Source organism: Xenorhabdus budapestensis (genome assembly GCF_017743015.1).
Classification (GTDB): domain Bacteria; phylum Pseudomonadota; class Gammaproteobacteria; order Enterobacterales; family Enterobacteriaceae; genus Xenorhabdus; species Xenorhabdus budapestensis.
The window spans coordinates 3,373,870-3,396,951 of sequence record NZ_CP072455.1 but is presented as its reverse complement, the minus strand read 5'-3'; the positions used below and the strand labels follow the sequence as shown (position 1 = coordinate 3,396,951).

Here is a 23,082-nt window from a genome sequence, read left to right as displayed (position 1 = left end):
CAAAGCGGGTAACTCTCTTCTTTTCAAATCGAAGTGTCAGATCTAGTCTGAACTAATACATATTATTTGTGGTGTGTTGGTTTTACTCCTTTTAGTGGCATTTGGAGGATGGATAAATGCACCTCGTAATTTAACTATTCATAATCCTCCAGATTTACGAGCGGGGAGTTCCCGCGCATGGTGGGAAATACCTGATTCAACAGTATATGCTTTTACTTTTTATATTTTTCAACAATTGAATGCTTGGCCCAAGAATGGAGAAACTGACTTTCCCCAAAAAATCGAAATGCTATCACCTTATCTAACTCCATCATGTAAAGCTTTCTTTCAAAAAGAAGCACAGTATCGTACTGATATTGGGGAATTAAGAGATCGGGTTAGAGTTATATATGAGGTTCCCGGTCGTGGATATAGTGAAAATAAAGTTAATATTGTTAATAGAGATAATTGGATAGTTCAATTAGATGTGGTTGCTGATGAATATTATCATGCAGAGTCTGTTAAACGTGCCGTTGTACGTTACCCAATTAAAGTAACTCGATGGGAAGGAGATCAAGAATCGAATCCATTTGGATTGGTTTTAGATTGTTATGATGGAATACCGCAGCGTTTAGAAGCTATTTCTGAAATCCAAGACGCTAAGAGGAACAAATAAATGAAATGTTACTCTTCATCGGCACTTTTGGTTTTATCATTAATTTTTCCTGTAACTTCATTAATGATGTCTACTACAGCTAATGCGGTAGAGCTTGTTAAGTGGGAACGTATTCCGTTACCAGTTCACCTTAATGTTGGGGAAGAACGAATTATTTTTGTCGAAAAAAATGTTCGTGTCAGTTTTCCTCCTGAATTAAATGGTAAATTGCGTATTCAAAGTACTGGCGGAACTGTATATCTGAAAGCAGAAGGTGTGTTTCCAACGACTCGTTTGCAGTTACAAGATGTGCAAAACGGTGAAATTATTTTATTAGATGTAACCGCTAAATCTAATAAAGGAACGATGGAACCAATGCGGCTTGTTTATTCAGGAGATGTAACACAGCAGCGTTCTTCAAAAGATAACAATCAAAACCTGAATAATACTAATGCCCAGGGTAAGAAAAAACAGAAGACTTCCTATAATGCTCCGCTTCCAGTGCTGTTAACGCGCTATGCAGCCCAGAATTTATATGCACCATTGCGAACTGTTGAAACTGTTCCAGGTATCCATTCTATTCCGCTACCGTTGCCGAAACGTATCACGACATTATACCCAAGTGCTCGTATTCAAGTAATGCCGTTAGCTGGATGGCGCGCCAATGTTGTGACTGTTGTTGCATTGAAACTAACTAACCTGACTACTGAAAAAGTAGTGCTTGATCCACGTATGCTACAAGGCCACTTTTTGACAGCTACATTCCAACATCAATGGGTAGGGCCAACTAGTACGCCTGAAGATACAACAACTTTGTATTTGGTGATGAAAGGAAAACCAGAAAACGCCTTTATTGCTGAACCCGCTTTGTCAAAAAAAGCATCTAAAGATAAAAGGAGCCAGCAATGAAAGTTACGTCTAATACTTTAGTGAAAGTGTTGGTTCCGTCAGTTATAGCGGTTGCTATTCTTATCGGCATGAAAAGCTGTGGGCAGTCAGATAAACCAACAACATCTACAGAGAATATAGATCAGTCATTGAAAAATTTAGACGCTGATGAACTGAAAGCATTGGGTATTGAAGGTGATACTCCAGAAGATACTTTACGTACGTTGATTGGCACGTTGAAAAAAGTCCGTGACAAGCAAAACATATTAGATGAACAAAACCAAAAGTTAATTGCAGAAAATGAACATTTACGGACAAAGAGTCAAAATATATCAGGCCAAATTAATGCTGCGGTTAATGAAGTTCGTGAAGAGGCTGATAGAAAACAGCAAGCATTACAAGCAGAGCAGCAAACTTTAATGACACGACTGGAGAATTTAGGGAATTCATTCAGCTTAGGCAATAAAGCTACAAATTCATCCGGTTCATCCAGTGATATTCCTATTGGTTTGGGATTAGATCAACAAAGAGAGTCTTCTGTCTCTTATAAAGGGGGCGTTTTTTGGGTAGACCCCCAAGATGCTCAGCCAGCAGATCCAAATAATAATACAGGCGGTTATCCTGCCAAGCCCACTTATCCTATGTCATTTTTAGAAGACAATGAAATTACTCGTCAAAAAGCTGAATTAGACAAGGCTGCTAAAAATCAAAGAGCTATTGATGGTACGGTTGATAAAGGCATTGTTGAACCAGCTTATACGTTACCAGAAAATTCAACATTAGTCGGAAGCCAAGCAATGACCGCATTACTTGGAAGGGTTCCAATAGATGGAAAAGTAACTGATCCGTATCCATTCAAGGTAGTCGTTGGTAAAGATAATTTAACTGCTAATGGAATTGATTTACCCGATGTAGAAGGGGCTGTGATAAGTGGAACAGCTACCGGAGATTGGACACTTTCTTGTGTTCGTGGAGATATTACATCAATTACGTTTGTTTTTGCTGATGGAACTGTCCGCACCGTTCCACAGTCAACCAGCCGCACTGATGGCAGTAATAACAGTGGGCGTAATAACGGTGGTGCTATTGGTTGGCTTTCTGACGAGAGCGGTATTCCGTGTATTAGCGGTGAACGCAAGACTAACGCTGGTACATATTTACCGACATTGTTTGCTTTAACTGCCGCAGCTTCTGCCGGGGATGCTTTTTCGCAGAATCAATACACAACTCAAACCAATGGTAGTGGCGGAATAACGTCAGCTCTTACAGGAGATGCAGGGCAAGCCGCTTTAGGGAAAGCGGTTGGCGGAGGTTTTAAAGATGTCGCTGACTGGGTGAAATCTCGTTATGGACAAACGTTTGATGCAGTTTATGTTCCGCCAGGTAAAACAGTTGCCGTACATATTACCCGTCAAATTCCGATTGATTATGAAGGTAAAGGACGCAAGGTTAACTATGGATTCAGCCTGGCTGATGATATGGAAAATGAATTGGATTAAGGAGAAAAACAAATGAAATTAAAAACAATTACTGTCCTGTTCTTTGCTTCAGCATTTTTAATGGGGTGTTCTACCTCTAAAGAGAAATTGATGCCTGCTGGTGAACATAACATGATGGAAATTTGGCAGGGTAAAGCTGGTAAAAAGGTATCTACTGGACAGTTGATCCAACTGGCTCGAAATACTCAACTACGGCCTTTGAAAGAGTACGGACAGGAAAAGCAAATGATGCTGTCTGACACTTATTCTCGTACACAGGAAATTGAAATTAGTCAGCAATTCCCACGCCTACCTAATCCAGATATGGTTATGTATGTTTTCCCTCATTTATCTCAAGGGAATTTACCCGTACCAGGATATAGCACGGTATTCTCGTTTTACCAACAAGTGCAGTATGCAATGCCAGGTGAAAGGATAGAAACGCTATGATGAGATTTTTTAGTAAAAAAGATAAGACATCAATAAAAGATCAACCATCAGTAGTAGTTCAAGATGATTTTAGTATTGAAGAACGTCAACCATTAGAACGACCAAAAAAAATGACGTTATCGGATGAGAAGAAACTTTATCACGCTAATCCATCAATTATTGATTACTTGCCATGGGCTGAATATTTAGATGATGAACAATGTTTATTATTGGATGATGGTATTTCAGTAGGTGCTGTATATGCAATAGAACCAGTACCAACAGAAGGGCGACCAGAAAGCCGTTTGGAAGAAATAAGGGATACTGTTGAAGATGCGTTACAGGATAGCCTTGAAGAATATGATGAGAATCCATGGGTTGTTCAGTTTTTTTGCCAAGATGAAAGTAACGTAACAGACTATTTGAATAGACTACGTAGTTATGTTCGTCCTGCGGCTCAAGGTACGAAATTTACTGAAGTATGGCTACGTGAAACTGAAAAACATTTACAGGGTATTGCGCGTCCAGAGGGGCTTTTCGACGATACGTTAGTAACAGGCCAACCATGGCGTGGACAACAGCGCCGTACTCGTATGGTAGTTTATCGTTGGTTAGGAAAAAATCACCGCGATCCAATGCCACCAATAGGTATGCTGAACCAAGTGTGTGATCGTTTAAGTAGTGCTTTGGGAAATGCAGGTGTTATCTGTGTTCGCCAGAATGGTTATCAGGTTCATGATTGGTTGCTGCGTCTTTTTAACCCAGAGCCTGACTGGGTAGATAAACAGACATTGTATCGAGAGGGGGCATATTGGAGTAAGCAGGATGAACAACCAAATAACCTAGAAGTACATAACGATTTTGCTGAAACATTATGGTTTACCCCTCCCCGCTCTGATACTAAGAACGGAGTTTGGTGGTTTGATAATAAAGCACATGGAGTGGTTAACGTTGAACGCCTGAGAAAAGCACCAAACCCGGGGCTTTTAACAGGGGAACAGCGGCGTGGAGATAGGAATATCAATACATTGATGGATCTGTTTCCAGAGGGAACCATTGTTTCTATCACGATTGTTGTACAACCACAGGACACATTAGAAGAAAAGTTTACAAAATTATCAAAAAATGCAGTTGGTGAGAATACTGAATCTGGGCGTGTTCGGGAAGATGTCAAGATAGTCAAAGAATACTTGGGGAGACGTCATAAATTATACAGAGCTTCTTTGTCTTTTTTATTACGTGCAGGTGATATTGAAGAATTAAATCGTAAGCGTATTGAAATTACATCGACTTTACTCACGGCTGGATTAGAACCGGTTAAACCAGAATATGACGTTGCTCCGCTTAATGGATATTTAAGAGCTTTACCAATGTGTTTTAATCCACAATTCGATAAAAAACATTGGTATACCCGTCTATCGTGGGTTCAACATTTATCTGGATTGTTACCCGTTACAGGACGTTCGACAGGTACAGGAAACCCTGGGTTTTCTTTCTTTAATCGCGGTGGCGATGTTCTGACATTTGATCCACAGAATAAGAATGATCGTTCACAGAATGCTCATTTATTGTTATTTGGCCCAACAGGTGCGGGAAAATCTGCAACATTATGTTCTGTGTTATCACAATTGGTAGCCGTCCATCGCCCCAGATTGTTTATTGCTGAAGCCGGAAATAGCTTCGGTTTGTTAGCTGATTACTTTGAAAGCCTAGGGCTTAGTGTTCATAAAATTAGCGTTAAGCCTGGTTCTAAAGTGAGTTTACCTCCATTTGCTGATGCACATAAATTGCTACAGGCAGATATTGCTTCTTTGGAACTCGAAGATTTACCAGATATTAATGCTGATGAAGAAAATGAAGAACGCGATATCTTAGGGGAGATGGAAATTGCAGCCCGTATGATGATCACCGGGGGCGAACCTGACGAAGAAAAGCGGTTAACCAGAGCAGACAGAGGAATGATCCGTGAAGCCATTTTATTGGCTGCGAAAAATACCTTTGAGCAAAAAAGACAAATGCTTGCTGAAGATTTGCAGAGTGCTCTTAATGAAATTTCTGGTGATTTTAATCGAGATGAACGTCGTCGTGCTCGTGCTGCTGAGATGGCGGAAGCAATGAGCCTTTTCACCCAAGGATTTGAAGGCGAACTTTTTAATCAACCTGGAGTTGCTTGGCCTGAAGCTGATATCACTTTGATTGACCTTGCTCATTTGGCACGTGAAGGGTATGAAGCAGCGATGGCACTAACAATGGTATCGTTGATTAATACGATTAATAATATTGCAGAACGTGATCAATATTTAGAACGTGATATTAATTTTGTCGTTGATGAGGCTCACATTCTTACTACTAATCCTTTGTTATCCCCGTATATGACAAAGGTTGTAAAAATGTGGAGGAAATTAGGGGCTTGGTTATGGTTAGCTACTCAAAACTTAGAAGACTACCCTAGTATTGCCGCGAAGATGCTCAATATGGCGGAATGGTGGGTTTGTTTAACCATGCCACAAAAAGAAATAGAGGATATCGCTCGATTTAAGACATTGAGTGAAGATCAAAAAGCCGTCTTACGTTCCGCCAGTAAGCTCCCACGTTGTTATACAGAAGGCGTTGTATTGTCGAAAAAAGTTGAAGCATTATTTAGGGCAGTACCACCAAGTTTATTTCTAGCTTTGGGAATGACAGAAAAAGAAGAAAAGGCAGAACGTAGAGAATTAATGAAAAAACATAATTGCAGTGAACTGGAAGCTGCTTTTTTAGTCGCTGCAAAGTTGGATAAGGCTCGCGGCTTGCCGTACTGTGAACGTAGTATTGGTAAGGTGATCTCTGAATGTTAACGCTGAAATATCTGGTTCCGATGACAAGACGTGAAGTTGATTCTGGTGTTGGGCTATTTTCTGTTTTTGATTGCCAGCCCCAGGCATGTCCATCTATATCTGAAGAAACGACCCGTTCTCTGGGGCGATTACTAACTGAAATTAGACGAAGGTTAAAAAAAGTACACTTGATGACTTGCCACCCTCACCGTATAGGAAAAAGTAATTGTATTTCAGTTAACTTGGAAGATGAACAGGGTCATGACGTTAACCTTTTGATAACTGTGTCTGGGGAACATCAATGGCCCAAACCAGAAGAATACAAACATCCTCGATGGTTTATCCATGTAGCAGATGCAACAGATGCGATTTATCTCATCTTGTTGATTCATCAGCGAATGAAAGAGTAAGAAGGTGGTGAGTCGTACCCCCATACGACTCACCGTGTAGCCTCATATCATTAAATTGAACAGTAAGGTGAATTAACTCTATGAAAACTACGCTATTTAAATTAGCAGGTTGTAGCACTGTAACACAAGAAATAAAAAATATTTTCGGGTAGTAAATAAATTTTTGGATAAACTGAAAAGAGCTTATACCGGACAAAATAGCTAATAATTATTTTATCTGGCTATAATTAAATGACTTTAAAGTATTAATTTAATGATTTTATTATTTTGGTGAGCCATACCCCCATGCGGCTCACTGTATAAAAATATATTTAAATTGAACAGTAAGGTGAATTTATTCTATGAAAAATAGAAGAACATTGCTTTCTATTTTAATTGGCACTGCTGTTTTTAGTGGTGAATCATTAGCTACAGAGTGTGGCTCTGTAATAGAAAGAATGTACAATAATAATTGTGTTGTTACAAATGGTTCAGGAGGTGAATGCATGGCGGGATATTCCAGCAAAGCTAAATTACAAGGAATGAGTAATAATGGTTTGATAATGAGTGGGATTATTTCTGATAAGAATTTCATATTGTATGGTGGCAATACCGTGGCAGTACATGGTGATAAGGTCATTGGAAATAATAATGTGTTTATTAATGATAGTGAAATGGGAGGGGTAACATCATCAGGTGCCTACGTTTATTCAGTGAATAGCCTTTATGCCAGAGAGAATAAAGTATTATTAGATGGAGTAAAAGTTAACGGTAAGGCTGATTTAACAGGAACGTACACTACAGGTAGCGCTGATTCTACAATAGAAGATTCTGTTGTTTCGGTCAGAAACTCACATCTAATGAAAGAGACTGAGATACGGGGGGCTTATGGTGGAGATAGCCCTAAAAATAATGCTTTTTTGAAGAATAATTTGATTGATATTGAGCAATCACAGTTTGATAAATACGTCCTATTGTTAGGAGGTTATGCAACTAACATAGGTAATGCAGATTTAATTGATAATAAAACCAATATCAGCAACTCTATTTTTAATGGTTATACAAGAATTTATGGAGCAATGAATTTAGCTAAATATGGTCTTAATAAGAATAACATAATTAATATTAAGAAGTCCGTTTTTAATTCTTTAACTGAAATTACTGGTTTGCTCTCTACTCAGGCATCCATTGATAAACCTGTTGCGATATATTTAGAAGATGTGGTTTTTAATTCTAATGCAGATATACTAGGTGTTAGTGTATTGACACCTAAAAATATTAATGGGGTAAATATGACCCTAGTGGGTAATATCGTGTTTAAGTCTCCTGAAAATTCATCAATTGAGTCAGGTAGATCTTTTGGAGGACGTGATAAGTTAACAGGGAATGTATTTAATTTTCAAGCTAATCCTTTGAAGATAAGGTCTGTTTCAGGGTTTGAAAAATATAATTTTTACCTGAATGAAAATATTAAACAAGGAGATGTTTTATTAGACACAATCGAGCCAATTGATGTGAAGAAGTCAACAGTAACAGTTGATGGTATTCATAAAAATTCGAAACTGGTAAGTGGTGGTAAGGCAACATTAATGGGCAATATTACTGGAGATGCAGAGTTTATTGATTCCGAAGTGACTTTAGGAACAGCTTCCTTAATTCTCTTGTCATTGAAACAACAGAAAGCAGAGAATGGATCTGAATCTATTGTGGTTAATGTCATCCCAAGGCATCCTGAGCCTGAACCGAAACCCAAACCTGAGCCAAAACCGGAACCGATACCAGAGCCGAAGCCGGAACCCAAGCCTGAGCCAAAACCGGAACCGACACCAGAGCCGAAGCCGGAACCCAAGCCTGAGCCAAAACCGGAAATGACACCAGAACCGAAGCCGGAACCCAAGCCTGAGCCAAAACCAGAGCTGACACCTGATCTGGAACCAGAATTAAATCCGCAGACAACAGCTTATTTATCTGGGAGGAATGCTGGAATTTTAGTTGTTAATGACAGTTTGGTGACAAAAGTAGAACTAAAAGGCATAGACATTGAGTCTTTTGTGTTAGTTGAATCAGGTAAAAACCGTTTTAATGTGGGGAAAAGCTGAATTTAATAGCAACTAATTTATTAGTAGGGAATGCTATTTATTCTAATAAAATAAGTTCCTCATTAGGTGTTTTTTTTGAAACTGGCAGTGCATCATATACTTCATTCAATCAAAGCCGTTTGCCAGTGATTAAAGGAAAAGGAAATGTTAATTATCGTGGTGCAGGTGTTTTAGTACAAAGTAATGCTTTTGAAGATTTGGTAATTACAGGTTCTCTAAGAGGTGGAAAGCTGAATTATGACTTCAAATCACAAGATTTTGGAGTAAACCAGAATATCATGAGCCAATATAATAGCGATTCATTATATATTGGAACTCATATTGGGATTGATAAAAAAGCTAAGCTTAGTAACACAAGAAATTTAACTGTCCATGGTGATTATCAATATGCACATATTAACTATGATAAGGCGGGAATTAAAACTGTACTGGGTAATGAAAATATTAAGTTTGATGCAATTAACTCTCATCAAGTTAAGGTAGGGGCAATATTACATAATAAAATTACGGAAAATGTAACCTTAAATACTGGAGTGGGTTATCAGTATGAGTTTGATGGTAAATCAAAAGGAGCTATCGAAAGAATGAAAATTCGAGATTTATCTTCAAAAGGTGGGAGTGGATTTGCATCAATGGGTATCGGTTTTGGTGAGCAGTCTAATTTTAGTGGGGAGTTTAAATTCACAGGTTATATTGGAGAAAAACAAGGCGTTAACGGTTTGTTTAATATTAAATATCGATTTTGATAGTTAGGCATTCAAAATACCAGATTGCTTTTTCACTTCACTCCTTACTTACTACACAGCAAGGAGTGAAGTTTCTTTAAATGGTATATTTATTTGATTTTAAATTTTTTTTATTGAAAAAAATTATAATTATTGGATTATGAATTGTTTACTGATTTTGTTAGAAAGTTATTGCAACCTTATCCTAATTTAATGGATGAGGACATTTCTAATGAAAAAGCGGTGCTCATTGTTTGCTAGTTTTATCGTAATAGTTTTGACATCAACTGTTCAAGCGTCAACTGTCATTTATACTGATCATCAAAATCCACCAAATAAAATTGACTCCAGAGAAGATATTAAAATTGTTTGGCTTGATGCTCCTGATGCACTTTCAGAAGATTGTTTTCGTTCTATGAATGTTTCTGTGAATGCAGATAACGCTTCTTTGATAACTGAATTATTACAGTCACCAGAATGGCGAGAAAAAGAGCGGGATATGGTAACAGCGTATCAAGGAATTACTGGTGCCTGGGAGCTTGGGATAAAAAAATATCCAGCCGTTGTAATAGATGATCGTTATGTTGTGTATGGCAGTACTGATATTAATCATGCTCAAACCTTGGTAGATACGTATCGTAGGGGGAGATAATTAATGAAAAGGCAGACTTCAGTGAGATTGAAACTATTGGTTGTTTCTATGTTACTGGGCGTAGTTAATACTCCACAGGCGGTTGCTAGTATTAATAGTGCTACTCTTGTAGCCAGTTCTATCTCGCCATCATGTATTAGTTGGCGGGTAAAAGGGATCTGCTATTGGCTGTTCTGCACTCCTTGGGGGTGTAAAGTAAGAACTTCAGTAAAGGTAGAACATTTTATTCCAGAAGCTGTAGTATCCACATACAATGCACTAGGCGGAAATCCATGGGTAGAAATGTCTATGATAAGTGGAGCCTCTGGAGGTTTGGAAAATGCGGTTACAGGGGCATTGTCTGGTGTATCTGCGGGAGGTGGACATAATGAGCAGAAAACATCAAAGAGGAAGAATAATCTACATTTTAAATATGCTGATGCGATTGGGCATCCTGGAGCATCTTTAATTGGAAAGAGTATCCCCGGGTATTCTTGTAGCGGTGCTGCAACGCCGTTATATCCCTATTTTCTTAGTACATTAGATAGCTTTCCGTGGCGTTCAGGTATCCCTGAAACTTTATACCCTGAAGCTCTTATTCCTGGCAAGAGAGAGATTGGATCGCAATATACAGGAAATATGTGGGGAAATGTTTATCCTCGTAGCGGCTTTGTTACACAACAAGATGATTATAAAGCTGCGGCGGTCGTAGCTCAGCGTGTCGCTGATATTATAACTCGCACAGGCCAGCCCCATTTTTATTCTCCCCTAAAAGCAAATAGAAAGCCTGGTTATTGGCCTCCTGATCCAGTGCAAGAAAATACAGGTACTAAAAATCATAAATGGCAGAGATTATCTCCTCAACTTAGTAATAGCTGTGCTGTTTTCCCTGATAAAACGGGGATAGTTGCTGAAAATGGTAATTACGCTTGGGCGCTTTGGCAACCATATAGTTGTTGTAAACGTCGTGGGCAGAAATTTCTGAGTAGTACTAATTTTTAAGGAAAAAACAAAAATGAATAAGAAAATTATTTCACAATCTGTATTGATGGGCATTTTATTTATTTCGTATTCTTCTTTTGCTTGGGAAGATAATAAAATCGGCTACGGTAAAAATATGAGTGGCGCTGTATCAGATAAATTGTTTTATACAATTGGAGGGGGCACTGTTTTATCTCAACCACCTAGCCGAAGTACTATGCAGCGTGTGGGAATAGGTATGGGATGGTCCAATGATTTGATGTGTGGAAATTTTGATTTAAAAACTACCGTTAATAACCAATTAAATGGTATTACAAATGGATTCAAAAATTTAATGGGGGAGGTTATTCAAGGAGCAACAGGAGCTGTAGCAAGTCTTCCTGGGTTAATCATTCAGCGAGCTAATCTAGGATTGTACGAAATGCTGACTAATGGAGTTCTACAGGCTAATGTTGCTTTTGATAAGGCACAATTTAACTGTCAAAACCTATCTAAACGAATGATGGATTTTTCTGATAATAGTAGGTGGTCACAAGCGGCTGTTATGGAAGAGTCAAAAACAATCGTGAATCAAGGTAGCAGTGATGCTGTTCGGACAAACAACCAGCTTAATAGTGCTAAAGGAGAGGCTGGAATCCCTTGGGTTGGTGGGCAAAGACGAGGAGGAAAAGGGCAAAAAGCTATCCAACCAACACGTGATCTGGCTAAGGCTGGTTTTAATATGATGAATCATTTACCAGTAAACAGTAATCAAACTATTTCTACAAGTCAGTGTACAGGGGGAGCCTGTCAGAGATTTAAAAATAGTGAAGAAGCCGCACAAACTGTTGTGAAAATTTTGGGTGATCAATCAATTCGTACTTGTACAGACACCAGTCAATGTGCAGACGGAACAGCAGAAAACCAGCCTGGAAGTAGTGTAGCTGGAACTGGATTTGCACCAGTGATTGAAAAGACAGCTAAATATAACCAAGAACAATTAGTTAAATTGGTCAACGGTAATATTGCTTCAACAACTGAAAATTTATCTAAGTTAAAAACGGGTAGCTTAGTAGTTACACGAGGTGTTATTCAATCATTAAGGCGAGATCCTGACAATGGCGCATTAGTACAGCGTTTGGCAGGTGAGTTAGCCATAGCAGATACAATTGAATTAGTGTTAACCATGCGCAGGATGCTAATGACCGGACAATCAGAACCTAATGCTGCGAATTTGTCACAAGCTGTCAAAGAGAGTGATCGCCGGATTGATATTCTTGATCGTGAAATTAATGCGCTAAAAAATGAAATGCAATTACGAAGAGAAATTTCTAATAACACTGTTTTGACTATTATTGAGCGCGACCATCAACGAACCTTAGCTAACCCACAGACTCAATCTCAGGATAACACAGATAAACGAGTAAATTTATTGGGTATTCCTGCTATGGAAGGAAATAAAAAATGAAAATTAAGCATTTTTTAAAATGGGCAATTTTTATTATTATTATAATGATGGGGTTATTATTTATCGCTCATTTAAGTTTGACTAATCCTGATTTAGTCGGAAGCTTTAATCAATTAATGTATCATTGGCGCTATTTTTCATTTTTATGGCGGGTACTGATATATATATTGATAGGTATCTTTTTATGGGATTTTTGGAGGTCAGGAAAAGTACCTTCAGAAGGAAAACAATCTTTTAAACGTATTGTGTTAATGTGCGTGTTATTTGTCCTTGCCAATGAAATGATAATTTGGACAAATAGTGGAGAGTAATCATGACCACAAATAACTATCTTGAGTATTTTCTGACTCTTTTGGGTTGGATAATTAACAATGGCTTATGGAATATATTACTCAGTACAGGGATTTTTGTTGTGCCACTATTATTTAAAGTAGTGGGTATATGGCTAAAAGTGCGTGAAGAAGGAGAAGATGAAGGGAATAAAGGAACTTTATCTATTGTTCGCATTGAAAATGCAATTTATGGTGCTTTTGTTGTAATGATTTTTTGCTGTGTTCCGCTTTTTAATGTCAGTCTTAGTACTATGCAAATTGATTCGAGTAGGAGCAAATATTGTGGAACGTGGACAGCAGCAAAGCCAGAAGACTCTGGTTATAGAGGTGCTATTTCATCTTTAGACGATAAAACGGCTAAAGCACCAATATGGTGGATGTTGATCCATAAATTATCTAAGGGGATTACTCAGGCTTCTGTTGCAACTATTCCATGCCGCCCAGATTTACGCCAGGTTCGTTTTGAAGTCCAGCATAGCTATATAAAAAACGGTGCATTAGTCGCAGCATTACAGGATTTTACTAATGATTGTTATTCACTTGCATTATACGACTGGAAGAGTCAAGACCAAGGTAAGGAGTTGAATGAAAGTGTTTTGAGAGATGTAGAATGGCTAGGATCTCGAACATTTTTAAATGGGGCCTATCAGACTTTGCAATCACGTACTCCAAGAGAGGGTTTTCCATGGGATTCTAAACGTGATGATGGTTATCCTAGTACTGGAATAGGAGGATATCCGACTTGTGCTCAGTGGTGGTCAGATGAAAAAGTTGGACTGAGAAAATTAGTAATGGAGCAAGCTGAGCCGGGAATGTGGCTACGTGCAAAATCAGCCATAAGATTGATAAACGAAGATTCAAAGGAGTTTCAAGAAGCTGTTATTCGCCGTTTAGTCAGCCCCGCTAGCTTACAAGTGTCTCAGGGCAATTCTGTATATATGGGATATGGAGGTAATGCTGATTTCTTCACTATGACGAGTACGGCGACACGTGCTGGATCTATGGTAGGGCAAGTTATGGGATCATTAGCAATATTTCCAGCGCTAGACGCTATGCGGCAATCACTGCCTATGGTTCAGAGTTTATTGCTGATGGCTATATATGTAATGTTGCCTTTGATTTTAATGTTTTCAGCCTACGACTTTAAAACAGCAATTACATTAACATTTGTGATTTTTGCCTTGAATTTCTTAACGTTCTGGTGGGAATTAGCTCGTTGGTTGGATAGCTGGATGATCGAAGCGTTATATAGCTCAGATACACATAGTCGCTGGAACTTGATGGGAATACAAAATACTTCAGATGACATTATTATCAACTTTGTCATGGGGTCAATGTTCTTAGTATTACCCGCAGTTTGGATGGGAGCTTTATCTTGGGCTGGAGTCAAAGTCGGTGGAACGTTGGAAAACGGAGCGATGCAAAGAGGAACTGCCGAATCTAAAAACGCGGGTGGTCAAGGTGGTCAAGCGGCAGTTAATAAATTGAAAAAATGATTTTTCATAACTGACAATACCGAAATGTTTTAATAAGGTTCTCATTATCATGTTGACAGAAAAAGAAAATAAAAAGCTTAATAAATGTCTTTTCCATTGTGTTGATATATCCGCAGATATAAGTCAATGTAGCTCGGAAGGTTTGGAGTTAAGAGAAATTTTAAATAAAAAATTAAAAGTAACAAAGCAATAGATATAGATGTTCATGATGATGGTAAAACAATTAAGTTATTTTATGATTAGTTTTCCGATGGATATCGTTAAGGTGTAATTTAAATTTAGCTGCTTGCATTGGAAAAGAACGATGATTGCAAATATGACTCACTTTGAATGCAGGCAGCTAAAGGTTACTATCTATCATTATGATCAATACTTCCATCAGGATAGTGATAACCATCTATCTCGTAATGTCCATGTTTCCAGGGACCCATATTAGGGAATATGTTTACTATAACAAAGGAAATAATTATTACTGATATAGTAATAAATATACTGAAGCTTAGAATTGTTATAACCAATAAGCATAATGCAATTACTGGAATATGACCAAGCCATGCGGGGATATTCATAGATTTTGCTTTCTTAACAGTAGTTGCATCCCACGCCTTTAACTTTTTGAAAAGCCACTTATAGAAATGCGCAGCATTTATTCCCCATTGCTCTCCACGTGATGCTGCTTTTGTTTTTTTCTTCATACTTTCTCCCGTTTCTAACGTTCTTTTTCTACCTCAATATGTTAGGTTAATTTTTGCTCGTTGTCCATGAGGTGAGGTGATTGCTTTTATTTTTTCTATTTCACTATTTGTTTTTATAGTTTTCAAAGAAGAGATTTGATTTTAAATTTTATTTGTATGTGACTTTAAATGTATCTTAATTATGTTTGAATGTGATTAAATATAATAATTTTTTTATGTTATGTATATTGACATTTATTTTTTTAAACGTAATCTGGTTTGCAAATCTCAGTAAAAATAGCCTTTCAGAAGTCGATATTACTTTTTCTATATAGTACGCTCTAAGCATAAATACGTCATTCCTGTTATTTTCAAAACATAGTTAAAATTTGCTGTTGACCACATATCACACAAGATGTGGTTTTAGGTTAAAAATAAAATTTATACTTTGAAAGGATAATATAATGGCTAACATGACAACATTCCCTACAGATGGTAAAAATATTATCAAAGGGCAACCCTTCAGTGTACTTGTTTCAATAAGCGGTGAACCAAATATTACGGATACCGTAGAAGTCAGTGCTAATCTCCCATCGGGTATGACACTACTACATATATTCCCAGGTAAAGTTACTAAGGGAACATTTTCCCAACAACTGATACTCCAGGCCAGTGAAAGTAAGGAGCCTCAACATATCAAGTTTACCTCAGATTCACTGAACAAAGCACATACTGATGTAACCTATATCCCTGCGGATAACCCAGACCTGGACCCTGATACTTGTGCATTGAGAGGATCAGCGGTTTATTTGTATGACCCTAATCCTGTTGAATTTACGGGGGCTGACCCAGGGGGAAAAAATCCATTTATTTCTGCATCAATCAATCCGACGATAAAAAAGAGTGGCCCAGTTTCAAACTATGATATTCCGCTTCGTACAACAGCTCCCCTAAGAATATTCACAGAGGACATGACGGAAATTTATCCTTATAAAATTGATCTGGATAACCTGTATTATTATTATCTGATTCAGAAAGCATCAAAAGCTGCGGTGAACCTAAAAATATACGCTACTAAGAGTGTGAGTGGGTTCGTTGAGCTTGATACGATATTCAATGATGAGGAATTTGATCAAAAACAAGTTATATTTGTTACCGCTGTTCCGACTGATATAGCTTACAGCTTGGAGCCACCAGAGATTGAAGAAACACTCATGTCTTCTACTTTAACAAGGCCAGATGAAGAGGATGAGTTTACGGTGATGGTACCACACTATGAGGGAGCTAAAATTGGCAATTTTATTATCGGGTTTACAACGGACGATAAAGAAGCGCCCTTTAAGCAAGAACTCTTCGCTGAGCAGATAACAGGAGAAGAAGACGGATATTATAAATTTAAAGCCGCTTACAGCGACCTGTATTCAGGAGATAACCATCTCTGCTTTGTTGCGCTTGATCAAACAGGTACGCCAGTAAGATCCAAGTTTAATTACATAAATTATGACAACGGCGGTATTAACGGTCCAAATCCTAATGACGAGCACCGGACTTTGGTTGCTCCAAAGGTGTATGACCAATATAGTCGCTATATTGGCATATATAATCCAATTAATATCAACAGCATCGGTACAAAAGGACTTGAGGTTCGACTACAATCCGACGTTAGTAATCCAGAATATACAATTGCCGCAGGTGACATGATCACGATAAAAGTCTATATCTCACACTGCGTTGATACTCAAAACCCAAAACGACCTTTACCTATTGTGATAAGTGACACTGTGCAATCGACAGTAGCAACAGTTGGTTATTATAAGACTATCATCACACCTGATAAACTGATGGGTTATGAGGCAGCAGATGAGTATGCTGTAGGATTGATCACGATAGAGTACAGCCGTCTTGCCCAGGGTCAGAAATCGAAACTTTTCACCAGGAGCTTCGGTACAGTAGCCCCAGGAGAAGGAAACTAGGTAGCGTAGCATCCATAATAGAATATGTGATTGCTAATAGTTACTGCTTTTTGGCAGTCACCTTTATTAAGATAATTGTTTGTGAAAGGTAATAACATATCTATAAATATGTAGTAGTCAAGAAATATCGGACACATTTTTAGCCTCTACCTTTAATATTCTATTTTTTTATTATATTCAATTATATTTAAACTTGGATTCGACTAATAAGTGCAATTTCTGAGAAAGGCGGTCAGTTGCTATAGTAGGCATCTTTCTCGCCAAAGGAAAATGCACTATGGCCTATACACAACTGACCGAAATAGAAAGATATCAGATTTTCAGTTTAAAAGAAGCCGGTTTTACACAACGCTTTATTGCCACGTCGCTCAATCGAGCCCCATCAACGATTAGCCGGGAATTGAGACGAAACCGGGAAGCACAGAAATACTGTCCTAAACAGGCTCAGCTTAAAGCCTCAGAGCGCCGCTATGCTGCTGTAAAAGCAGTCAAAGTTACACCAGAGATCACAAAGTTGATTAAACAGCTAATTTGGCAAGATTTAAGCCCTGAACAAACAGTCGGTTATCTCAAAAGGGAAAATATAATATCTTTGCATCATGAAACAGTTTATAGATTGATTTATAAGGATAAGCTTAATGGTGGTGATTTATGGCAGCATTTCAGGATTGCTAAAAAACCGTATCGTAAACGCTATGGAAGTTATGAACGAAGAGGAAAAATCAAAAACAGAGTCAGCATTGAAAAGCGCCCAAAATGGGTTGATAAAAAGCAGCGTATTGGTGATTGGGAAGGAGATACTCTCGTTGGCAAAGATCATAAAAGTGCATTATTGACCTTAGTTGAACGAAAATCGTTATTTACTATCATCATTAAACTTGAAGATAAAACAGCAGAAGGTGTCGCAAAAGCGGTAACAAGATACTTATCATTGATAAAACATAAAGTTAAAACAATTACTTTTGATAACGGCCTCGAATTTGCCGAACACGAATTTATCAGTAAAAATTTAGAGACAAAAATTTATTTTGCTCACCCGTATTCCCCTTGGGAAAGAGGGATAAATGAGAATACGAATGGATTAATCAGAAATTACTTTCCCAAAGGAACCGATTTTAATAAGGTATCAGAGCGAGAGGTTAACCTTGTGGCAAACCGATTAAATAATCGCCCTCGTAAAACACGAGATTACAAAACACCAAATGAGTTATTTAAAGGAATACCCACTCATTTACTTCGTTTGTAACGATGTTGCACTTATTATGTGAATGCAAGCTTAGAAATTATTTCTAATGGATATATTCGAGTATTTTACTACACTGTTATTACATAACATATCGGCAACGACTACCATATATATTTACCGCCAATAATATTAAGCTCACTTGGAAAACAAAAAATTAACCCCAACCTATATAATCACAAATCCTTATCAAAAATATAAACACATTAAGTAACAAAATAAAAAATAATAATATATAAAAAACCACCATAAAGAATAAATAAAACTCTATGATTGATACTTTTTGTAAATTCAAACCCATCACAAAAATTCACATATAAACTAAAAAATCGAAGTTCCAAACCCTCAATTAAACTATAAAATATATTTCATAATAATTTTTTCTTCACTTAAATCTTACATTTGTTATATTTATTAACAACAAAAAATGGATATTTACCCTCTAAAAAAATTATTTAAATCTAATTTTCAGGTGACAAAGGCAATGTTATAAATCCGAATTTTTATCCTTAAAATATAAACATTGCTCTTTACACATAGTTTACTATTAAAGTTTAAAAATTAGTTTATTAATGATGACTCCCTTCATATAAAACCATAAAATTTTATTTTTGCAAAATAACAATCTTAAAAAATCAGCTAAAGCAGTATATTCTTGCAAAGACCTGAATACAAGGTCCTATATGACCTTCACCAGTAACCACTTTAAGACAATCATTAATATAAAATTTTGGTTGCAATAATCGACTCTGTGGTAAATGTATTCTACAGTAATAATTACTTTAATAGTCTCCACTTAATTATTTAAATGAAAATCAAGTTATTTAGGGGTTCCTCTTATGAAGATATACAGACATGCAGTATTCCCAATAACTCTTAGAGTGGCTTTATTTTTCTTTCCTGGAATAAGCGTTGATGCAATCGCGGATTCATCATCATGCGGCTCGTCGAATACAAAGACTACTATTTCTAGAAATGAGACAACCTCTTGTAATCTCTCATCAGGCGAAAATCTTACTATCAAGAAGGACGTATTGATTGATGTTCCTCAAGGGAATGACCACAACGATATCTACGGTCTGAAATACAGTGCGGTCAATATCGGTACTAACCATATTCTGGAAAAAAAAATTTCCGTTACTAGCATTGAAAATAATGGATTTTTGCAGGGAATCAGTGGGGTCACGGTAACTGCCAATGGTTCTGTTGGGCGGTTGCTTAATAATGGAACCATAAGTGGAGTGAGCGGCGCCGTATGGGTTTCTGGTCGAATAAATACGCTAGATAATTATGGCTCAATCACAGCCAATAATAATCCTAATTCATTTAATGCAATAATGATCCAAGAAGCGATTGGCTCCAATAATGGTCCATATGGATACGTAGATACCCTCCTAAATCGCGGATCGATTGATGGGATAACTGTTATAACTTCAACACTTAAGACTCTTGATAATAGTGGCATATTGACATCTCTGAAGGATAATATCAGCTCTACTCTCGCAACATTTGTTATCGATGCTGGCAGTAATGTCGATACTTTCAATAATGATGGAACAGTGACTGGCCCCAAGCATGGTGTTCTGGTTCAAAATGGAGGACGGTTCGAAAACCTCAATAATCGCTCTGGAAGTAAAGGGATCACGGCTGAGCAGGACGCAATTCAGGTCGCCGGGCAAGGCGAGGCTCTACTGGATGATTCCAACATGAGGCCGTCCAGGATAAAACAGATTACCAATGCTTCCTTGCTATATGGAAAGCGAAATGGAATTTCTATCGACGATAAAGGCGTTGTTGATACCATCACGAATGAGTCTGGAGGCGTGATACGCGGAGATAAGTTTTCTATTAATAATAAAGGCACCATTACTCATGGTATTTCTAATTCAGGCACTATTGATGGCGATGTGGAACTTGGCAACGCCAGTTTTTATATGTCTGGCCCAAATGCAACCCTGAATGGCAATGTTTCCGGGTCGAAAAATTCAGTTGTCACCATCGGGGGAAAAGGGGCTACAACGGAAAATCTGGATATTACCTATACCCACGATATGAATGTCGGTACTGTCAAGATATTATCTGGCAGCACATTGCGCCTGGGTGACAGAAATAAAATGGGAAGTATCACCAGTAATATTGATAATGCGGGTAGTCTTTATTTCAACCATGACACAACAATTTCCGCTTTGAATAACAGTGGCACTGTGTTCTTTGGCGGAGATAACAAAAATGTCGGGCGTACACTGACTATCGCAAGTGATTACAAGGGCAATAACGGCACAGTGACTTTATCAACCGTGTTGGGCGGGGATCACTCAAAGACTGACAAACTTGTAGTGAAAGGCAGCACATCGGGTTCAACTCATCTTGTGATCAAAAACGTCGGGGGAACGGGGGCACAGACGACTGAAGGTATCAAGGTTATTGATGTCCTGGGGGCATCAAATGGTATTTTCAATCTGGTTGGCGACTATAATTATAGAGGAGATCCTGCCATTGTAGCTGGTGCCTATGCCTACCGTCTTTATAAGAATGGTACTAACAATACGGATGGAAACTGGTATCTGCGCTCATTGTTGATCAGTTCAAAACCCAACGCTAAACCGACACAGCTTTATCAGGCTGGCGTTAGCGTTTACGAGGCTTATGGACGAGTTTTACAGATGCTGAATACGCCAGCGTCCTTGCGTGACCGGATCGGCAGACGTAAGGGCAAGCAGTTTGAAATGGAGGGGGTCAGAAACGCTACTGGTGAGCACAACACAGACGATAGTACAAGCCAGATACCCAATGGAGTATGGGGACGGATGACCGCTTCTTACGGTAAATTATCGCCACGTGTCTCTACATCGGGTGTTGGCGCCATCACCTATAACATGACCCGTGCTCAAATCGGCATAGATAGGCGCTTTTATGAAAATGACCAAGGCTCAGCGGCAGGCGGTGTTTTCCTGCAATATTCGAATATTAATGCTGATGCAGGCTCTGTGCATGGTGAAGGTAACATTCGTGCGCAGGGTTACACAATAGGCACAACAAGCACGTGGTACGGCAATAATCAATTTTATTTGGATGGGTTAGCTCAGGTTACCTACTTTGGCAATGACCTGAATTCAAAAACTGCCAGCCGGCAACTGGGGAATAATAAGTCCGCTCTGGGATATGCGTTGAGCCTGGAAACAGGACAACAATTTGACTTGAGTCCAGAATGGTCACTGACCCCGCAGGCGCAGCTCGTGTTCTCCTCCATCGACATGAATAACTTCCATGACATATTTGGTGCCAAAGTCCGCTTTGATCAAAGCAGGAATATGAAATTACGCGTGGGCACGACGATAGACTACAGCCAAAAGTGGCACGATGATCAGAGCAAGGATGAAAAAGCCGCTAATCTTTACGGCCTTTTCAACATTCGTCAGGAACTTCTGGGGCGTAATGACGCGGTTGATGTGGCTAATCTTGTCTTCCTCAGTGGGAATGACCCCACTTGGGGTGAGACAGGTGTCGGTGGTTCCTATAGTTGGAATAAGGGTAATTCTTTCGTCTATGGTCAGACTTCAGTTAACACCAGCCTTAATAATTTTGCAGATAGCTATGAGCTGAGTGCAAAAATTGGTCTAAGGGTGACGTGGTGATTAAGTCAATGCCTACCACGTAATTAACTAAAAAAACTGTGGGGATGATATCCCACAGTGATAATATTCAAAGAGATACTTTGATGACAAAATGCGGTGCTTATCCTTCGTGGGACCACGCTACCAAACAAACAAAGAAGTCGTTGTAATCGATTGAGCCACCAAAATCCTCAAAAGCTGCACAATAAGTTCTCCCTAGTATCGGAGTTCCCGAACTTGGTTGTATCGAACCTTCACTCCAACTGTTATCAAGATGACTACTCTCAGGACAATCGACAGTACATACTAGCCTTCCGTCTGTTCCCATATATTTAAATGATTTACCATCATATTTATCTATTTCACTATCTCCATCGTCCGGCTTTGTCCATTGAGCATAAATTTCTTGTGTATCTTCATCGTATATTTTCACGTTATAGCCATAGCCCGCTTCTGTCATAAAAAAATACGAAATATACCACCCACTTTTTACATCAATAAACTTAAGTGTTTTCGTTGCCATTATTAATATCTCCTTAATTTTGTCCCATGATATATTTTATGTTTCCGACATGATTATTGGCTGTAACTCTTATAATACAAGCCCCTCCCTTTTGACCTTTCAAGTTTATTTTGAACTGCCCGTATTCATCTGTAGTCATGGGCTGTATCGTTTCGGGATCTCCATTAATTTCTAACACACTACTTATATTTACGGCCTGATCTATTTTATAAGAGAAAACTGTATTTTTAATTTGTTCAGATGTCTGTTTATCATGAACCTGGATTGTCAGTATTACGTATTCGTCACCGATTTGTTGATATCCAGTTATTATTAGTGCTGCTTCAAGAGGTGGAGGAAGAGAAGTATCTGAATTTTCAATTGTGACGAGGGTAATTTCAGATCTAGATGTATTATCCACTATATCGGTAATCGTATAGAAAACATCATAGCTATCCAGAGGAATAGAAGAAAGTAGTATTTCTATTTCATATTTTGGATAGTCGATATTTTCAGTTCTAATATAATATGGTTCTGACGATATGTCATTCAGATGAACAACGATATTATCACCAATATGGACGGATTCATATCGGTCTATGAATACCTCCAATACGGATTGGTTTAGTTTCGATACATCAATAATACCATTGGAGCTTTGTGGTAAAAACGGCGGTACAAGGCTGTTGTTCATTACGATATGGCCTCTTCACAAGCAATTGTTTTGATAA

General features: G+C 38.2%; 19 protein-coding genes. 16 read left to right on the top strand and 3 right to left on the bottom strand.

Annotated features, from left to right (window positions below):
• The first annotated feature begins 55 nt into the window (after positions 1 to 55).
• The 13 genes from HGO23_RS14850 (at position 56) to HGO23_RS14790 (ending at position 14,345) form a co-directional block, all read left to right on the top strand.
• Positions 56 to 655 carry a PFL_4703 family integrating conjugative element protein gene (locus HGO23_RS14850; protein ID WP_209028796.1) on the top strand — a complete coding sequence of 200 codons (600 nt, stop codon included), beginning with the start codon at positions 56 to 58 and terminating at the stop codon, positions 653 to 655.
• Positions 656 to 1,543, top strand: coding sequence for a TIGR03749 family integrating conjugative element protein (locus HGO23_RS14845; protein WP_209027133.1), 888 nt, complete (start codon positions 656 to 658; stop codon positions 1,541 to 1,543). It abuts the gene before it with no gap.
• Entirely contained in the window at positions 1,540 to 3,021 is a 1,482-nt protein-coding gene (locus HGO23_RS14840) for a TIGR03752 family integrating conjugative element protein (protein WP_209027132.1), read from the top strand. The genes HGO23_RS14845 and HGO23_RS14840 overlap by 4 nt, the downstream gene beginning before the upstream one ends.
• Positions 3,022 to 3,033: 12 nt before the next feature.
• Entirely contained in the window at positions 3,034 to 3,450 is a 417-nt protein-coding gene (locus tag HGO23_RS14835) for a TIGR03751 family conjugal transfer lipoprotein (protein WP_209027131.1), read from the top strand.
• On the top strand, positions 3,450 to 6,266 hold the full coding sequence (locus tag HGO23_RS14830) for a conjugative transfer ATPase (protein ID WP_425330520.1): 2,817 nt from the start codon (positions 3,450 to 3,452) through the stop codon (positions 6,264 to 6,266). Before HGO23_RS14835 ends, HGO23_RS14830 begins: the two co-directional genes overlap by 1 nt.
• A complete protein-coding gene (locus HGO23_RS14825) occupies positions 6,260 to 6,655 on the top strand; it encodes an acetyltransferase (RefSeq protein WP_209027129.1) in 396 nt (131 codons plus the stop codon). Before HGO23_RS14830 ends, HGO23_RS14825 begins: the two co-directional genes overlap by 7 nt.
• Positions 6,656 to 6,996: 341 nt before the next feature.
• The gene (locus tag HGO23_RS14820) at positions 6,997 to 8,733 is read left to right on the top strand and encodes a hypothetical protein (RefSeq protein WP_209027128.1); all 1,737 of its coding nucleotides are present in this window, start codon (positions 6,997 to 6,999) and stop codon (positions 8,731 to 8,733) included.
• Between the two features lie 125 nt (positions 8,734 to 8,858).
• Entirely contained in the window at positions 8,859 to 9,479 is a 621-nt protein-coding gene (locus tag HGO23_RS14815; RefSeq protein ID WP_342355491.1) for an autotransporter domain-containing protein, read from the top strand.
• Between the two features lie 211 nt (positions 9,480 to 9,690).
• Complete coding sequence (locus tag HGO23_RS14810; RefSeq protein WP_209027127.1) at positions 9,691 to 10,110, top strand: TIGR03757 family integrating conjugative element protein; 420 nt, start codon at positions 9,691 to 9,693, stop codon at positions 10,108 to 10,110.
• A 3-nt stretch (positions 10,111 to 10,113) separates the two neighbouring features.
• On the top strand, positions 10,114 to 11,091 hold the full coding sequence (locus HGO23_RS14805) for a TIGR03756 family integrating conjugative element protein (protein WP_209027126.1): 978 nt from the start codon (positions 10,114 to 10,116) through the stop codon (positions 11,089 to 11,091).
• A 46-nt stretch (positions 11,092 to 11,137) separates the two neighbouring features.
• Positions 11,138 to 12,517, top strand: coding sequence for an integrating conjugative element protein (locus tag HGO23_RS14800; RefSeq protein WP_244967966.1), 1,380 nt, complete (start codon positions 11,138 to 11,140; stop codon positions 12,515 to 12,517).
• Positions 12,514 to 12,828: a hypothetical protein gene (locus HGO23_RS14795; protein WP_209027124.1), complete on the top strand. Its 315-nt coding sequence runs from the start codon at positions 12,514 to 12,516 to the stop codon at positions 12,826 to 12,828. Before HGO23_RS14800 ends, HGO23_RS14795 begins: the two co-directional genes overlap by 4 nt.
• Before the next feature lie 2 nt (positions 12,829 to 12,830).
• Complete coding sequence (locus HGO23_RS14790) at positions 12,831 to 14,345, top strand: conjugal transfer protein TraG N-terminal domain-containing protein (protein WP_209027123.1); 1,515 nt, start codon at positions 12,831 to 12,833, stop codon at positions 14,343 to 14,345.
• A 350-nt stretch (positions 14,346 to 14,695) separates the two neighbouring features.
• On the opposite strand, the gene HGO23_RS14785 is transcribed toward HGO23_RS14790, so the two are convergent.
• Entirely contained in the window at positions 14,696 to 15,040 is a 345-nt protein-coding gene (locus tag HGO23_RS14785) for a hypothetical protein (protein ID WP_209027122.1), read from the bottom strand.
• A 443-nt stretch (positions 15,041 to 15,483) separates the two neighbouring features.
• Here HGO23_RS14785 and HGO23_RS14780 point away from each other — a divergent pair, with 443 nt between their 5' ends.
• The 3 genes from HGO23_RS14780 (at position 15,484) to HGO23_RS14770 (ending at position 21,870) form a co-directional block, all read left to right on the top strand.
• A complete protein-coding gene (locus HGO23_RS14780; protein ID WP_209027121.1) occupies positions 15,484 to 16,992 on the top strand; it encodes a hypothetical protein in 1,509 nt (502 codons plus the stop codon).
• A 277-nt stretch (positions 16,993 to 17,269) separates the two neighbouring features.
• The gene (locus tag HGO23_RS14775) at positions 17,270 to 18,238 is read left to right on the top strand and encodes an IS30 family transposase (RefSeq protein WP_209027116.1); all 969 of its coding nucleotides are present in this window, start codon (positions 17,270 to 17,272) and stop codon (positions 18,236 to 18,238) included.
• 1,031 nt (positions 18,239 to 19,269) lie between these two features.
• Complete coding sequence (locus tag HGO23_RS14770; RefSeq protein ID WP_244967816.1) at positions 19,270 to 21,870, top strand: autotransporter family protein; 2,601 nt, start codon at positions 19,270 to 19,272, stop codon at positions 21,868 to 21,870.
• 100 nt (positions 21,871 to 21,970) lie between these two features.
• On the opposite strand, the gene HGO23_RS14765 is transcribed toward HGO23_RS14770, so the two are convergent.
• Together HGO23_RS14765 and HGO23_RS14760 are read right to left on the bottom strand one after the other, a co-directional pair.
• Positions 21,971 to 22,372 (bottom strand): hypothetical protein, encoded by a 402-nt coding sequence (locus HGO23_RS14765; protein WP_209027119.1) that lies wholly within the window; start codon positions 22,370 to 22,372, stop codon positions 21,971 to 21,973.
• Between the two features lie 13 nt (positions 22,373 to 22,385).
• Positions 22,386 to 23,045, bottom strand: coding sequence for a hypothetical protein (locus HGO23_RS14760; RefSeq protein ID WP_209027118.1), 660 nt, complete (start codon positions 23,043 to 23,045; stop codon positions 22,386 to 22,388).
• Between the last annotated feature and the right edge of the window lie 37 nt (positions 23,046 to 23,082).

Coding starts and splice junctions, on each gene's coding strand:
- HGO23_RS14845 (WP_209027133.1), top strand. CDS start 656: ATGAAATGTTACTCTTCATCGGCACTTTTGGTTTTATCATTAATTTTT.
- HGO23_RS14840 (WP_209027132.1), top strand. CDS start 1,540: ATGAAAGTTACGTCTAATACTTTAGTGAAAGTGTTGGTTCCGTCAGTT.
- HGO23_RS14835 (WP_209027131.1), top strand. CDS start 3,034: ATGAAATTAAAAACAATTACTGTCCTGTTCTTTGCTTCAGCATTTTTA.
- HGO23_RS14830 (WP_425330520.1), top strand. CDS start 3,450: ATGAGATTTTTTAGTAAAAAAGATAAGACATCAATAAAAGATCAACCA.
- HGO23_RS14825 (WP_209027129.1), top strand. CDS start 6,260: ATGTTAACGCTGAAATATCTGGTTCCGATGACAAGACGTGAAGTTGAT.
- HGO23_RS14820 (WP_209027128.1), top strand. CDS start 6,997: ATGAAAAATAGAAGAACATTGCTTTCTATTTTAATTGGCACTGCTGTT.
- HGO23_RS14810 (WP_209027127.1), top strand. CDS start 9,691: ATGAAAAAGCGGTGCTCATTGTTTGCTAGTTTTATCGTAATAGTTTTG.
- HGO23_RS14805 (WP_209027126.1), top strand. CDS start 10,114: ATGAAAAGGCAGACTTCAGTGAGATTGAAACTATTGGTTGTTTCTATG.
- HGO23_RS14800 (WP_244967966.1), top strand. CDS start 11,138: ATGGGCATTTTATTTATTTCGTATTCTTCTTTTGCTTGGGAAGATAAT.
- HGO23_RS14795 (WP_209027124.1), top strand. CDS start 12,514: ATGAAAATTAAGCATTTTTTAAAATGGGCAATTTTTATTATTATTATA.
- HGO23_RS14790 (WP_209027123.1), top strand. CDS start 12,831: ATGACCACAAATAACTATCTTGAGTATTTTCTGACTCTTTTGGGTTGG.
- HGO23_RS14785 (WP_209027122.1), bottom strand. CDS start 15,040: ATGAAGAAAAAAACAAAAGCAGCATCACGTGGAGAGCAATGGGGAATA.
- HGO23_RS14780 (WP_209027121.1), top strand. CDS start 15,484: ATGGCTAACATGACAACATTCCCTACAGATGGTAAAAATATTATCAAA.
- HGO23_RS14775 (WP_209027116.1), top strand. CDS start 17,270: ATGGCCTATACACAACTGACCGAAATAGAAAGATATCAGATTTTCAGT.
- HGO23_RS14765 (WP_209027119.1), bottom strand. CDS start 22,372: ATGGCAACGAAAACACTTAAGTTTATTGATGTAAAAAGTGGGTGGTAT.
- HGO23_RS14760 (WP_209027118.1), bottom strand. CDS start 23,045: ATGAACAACAGCCTTGTACCGCCGTTTTTACCACAAAGCTCCAATGGT.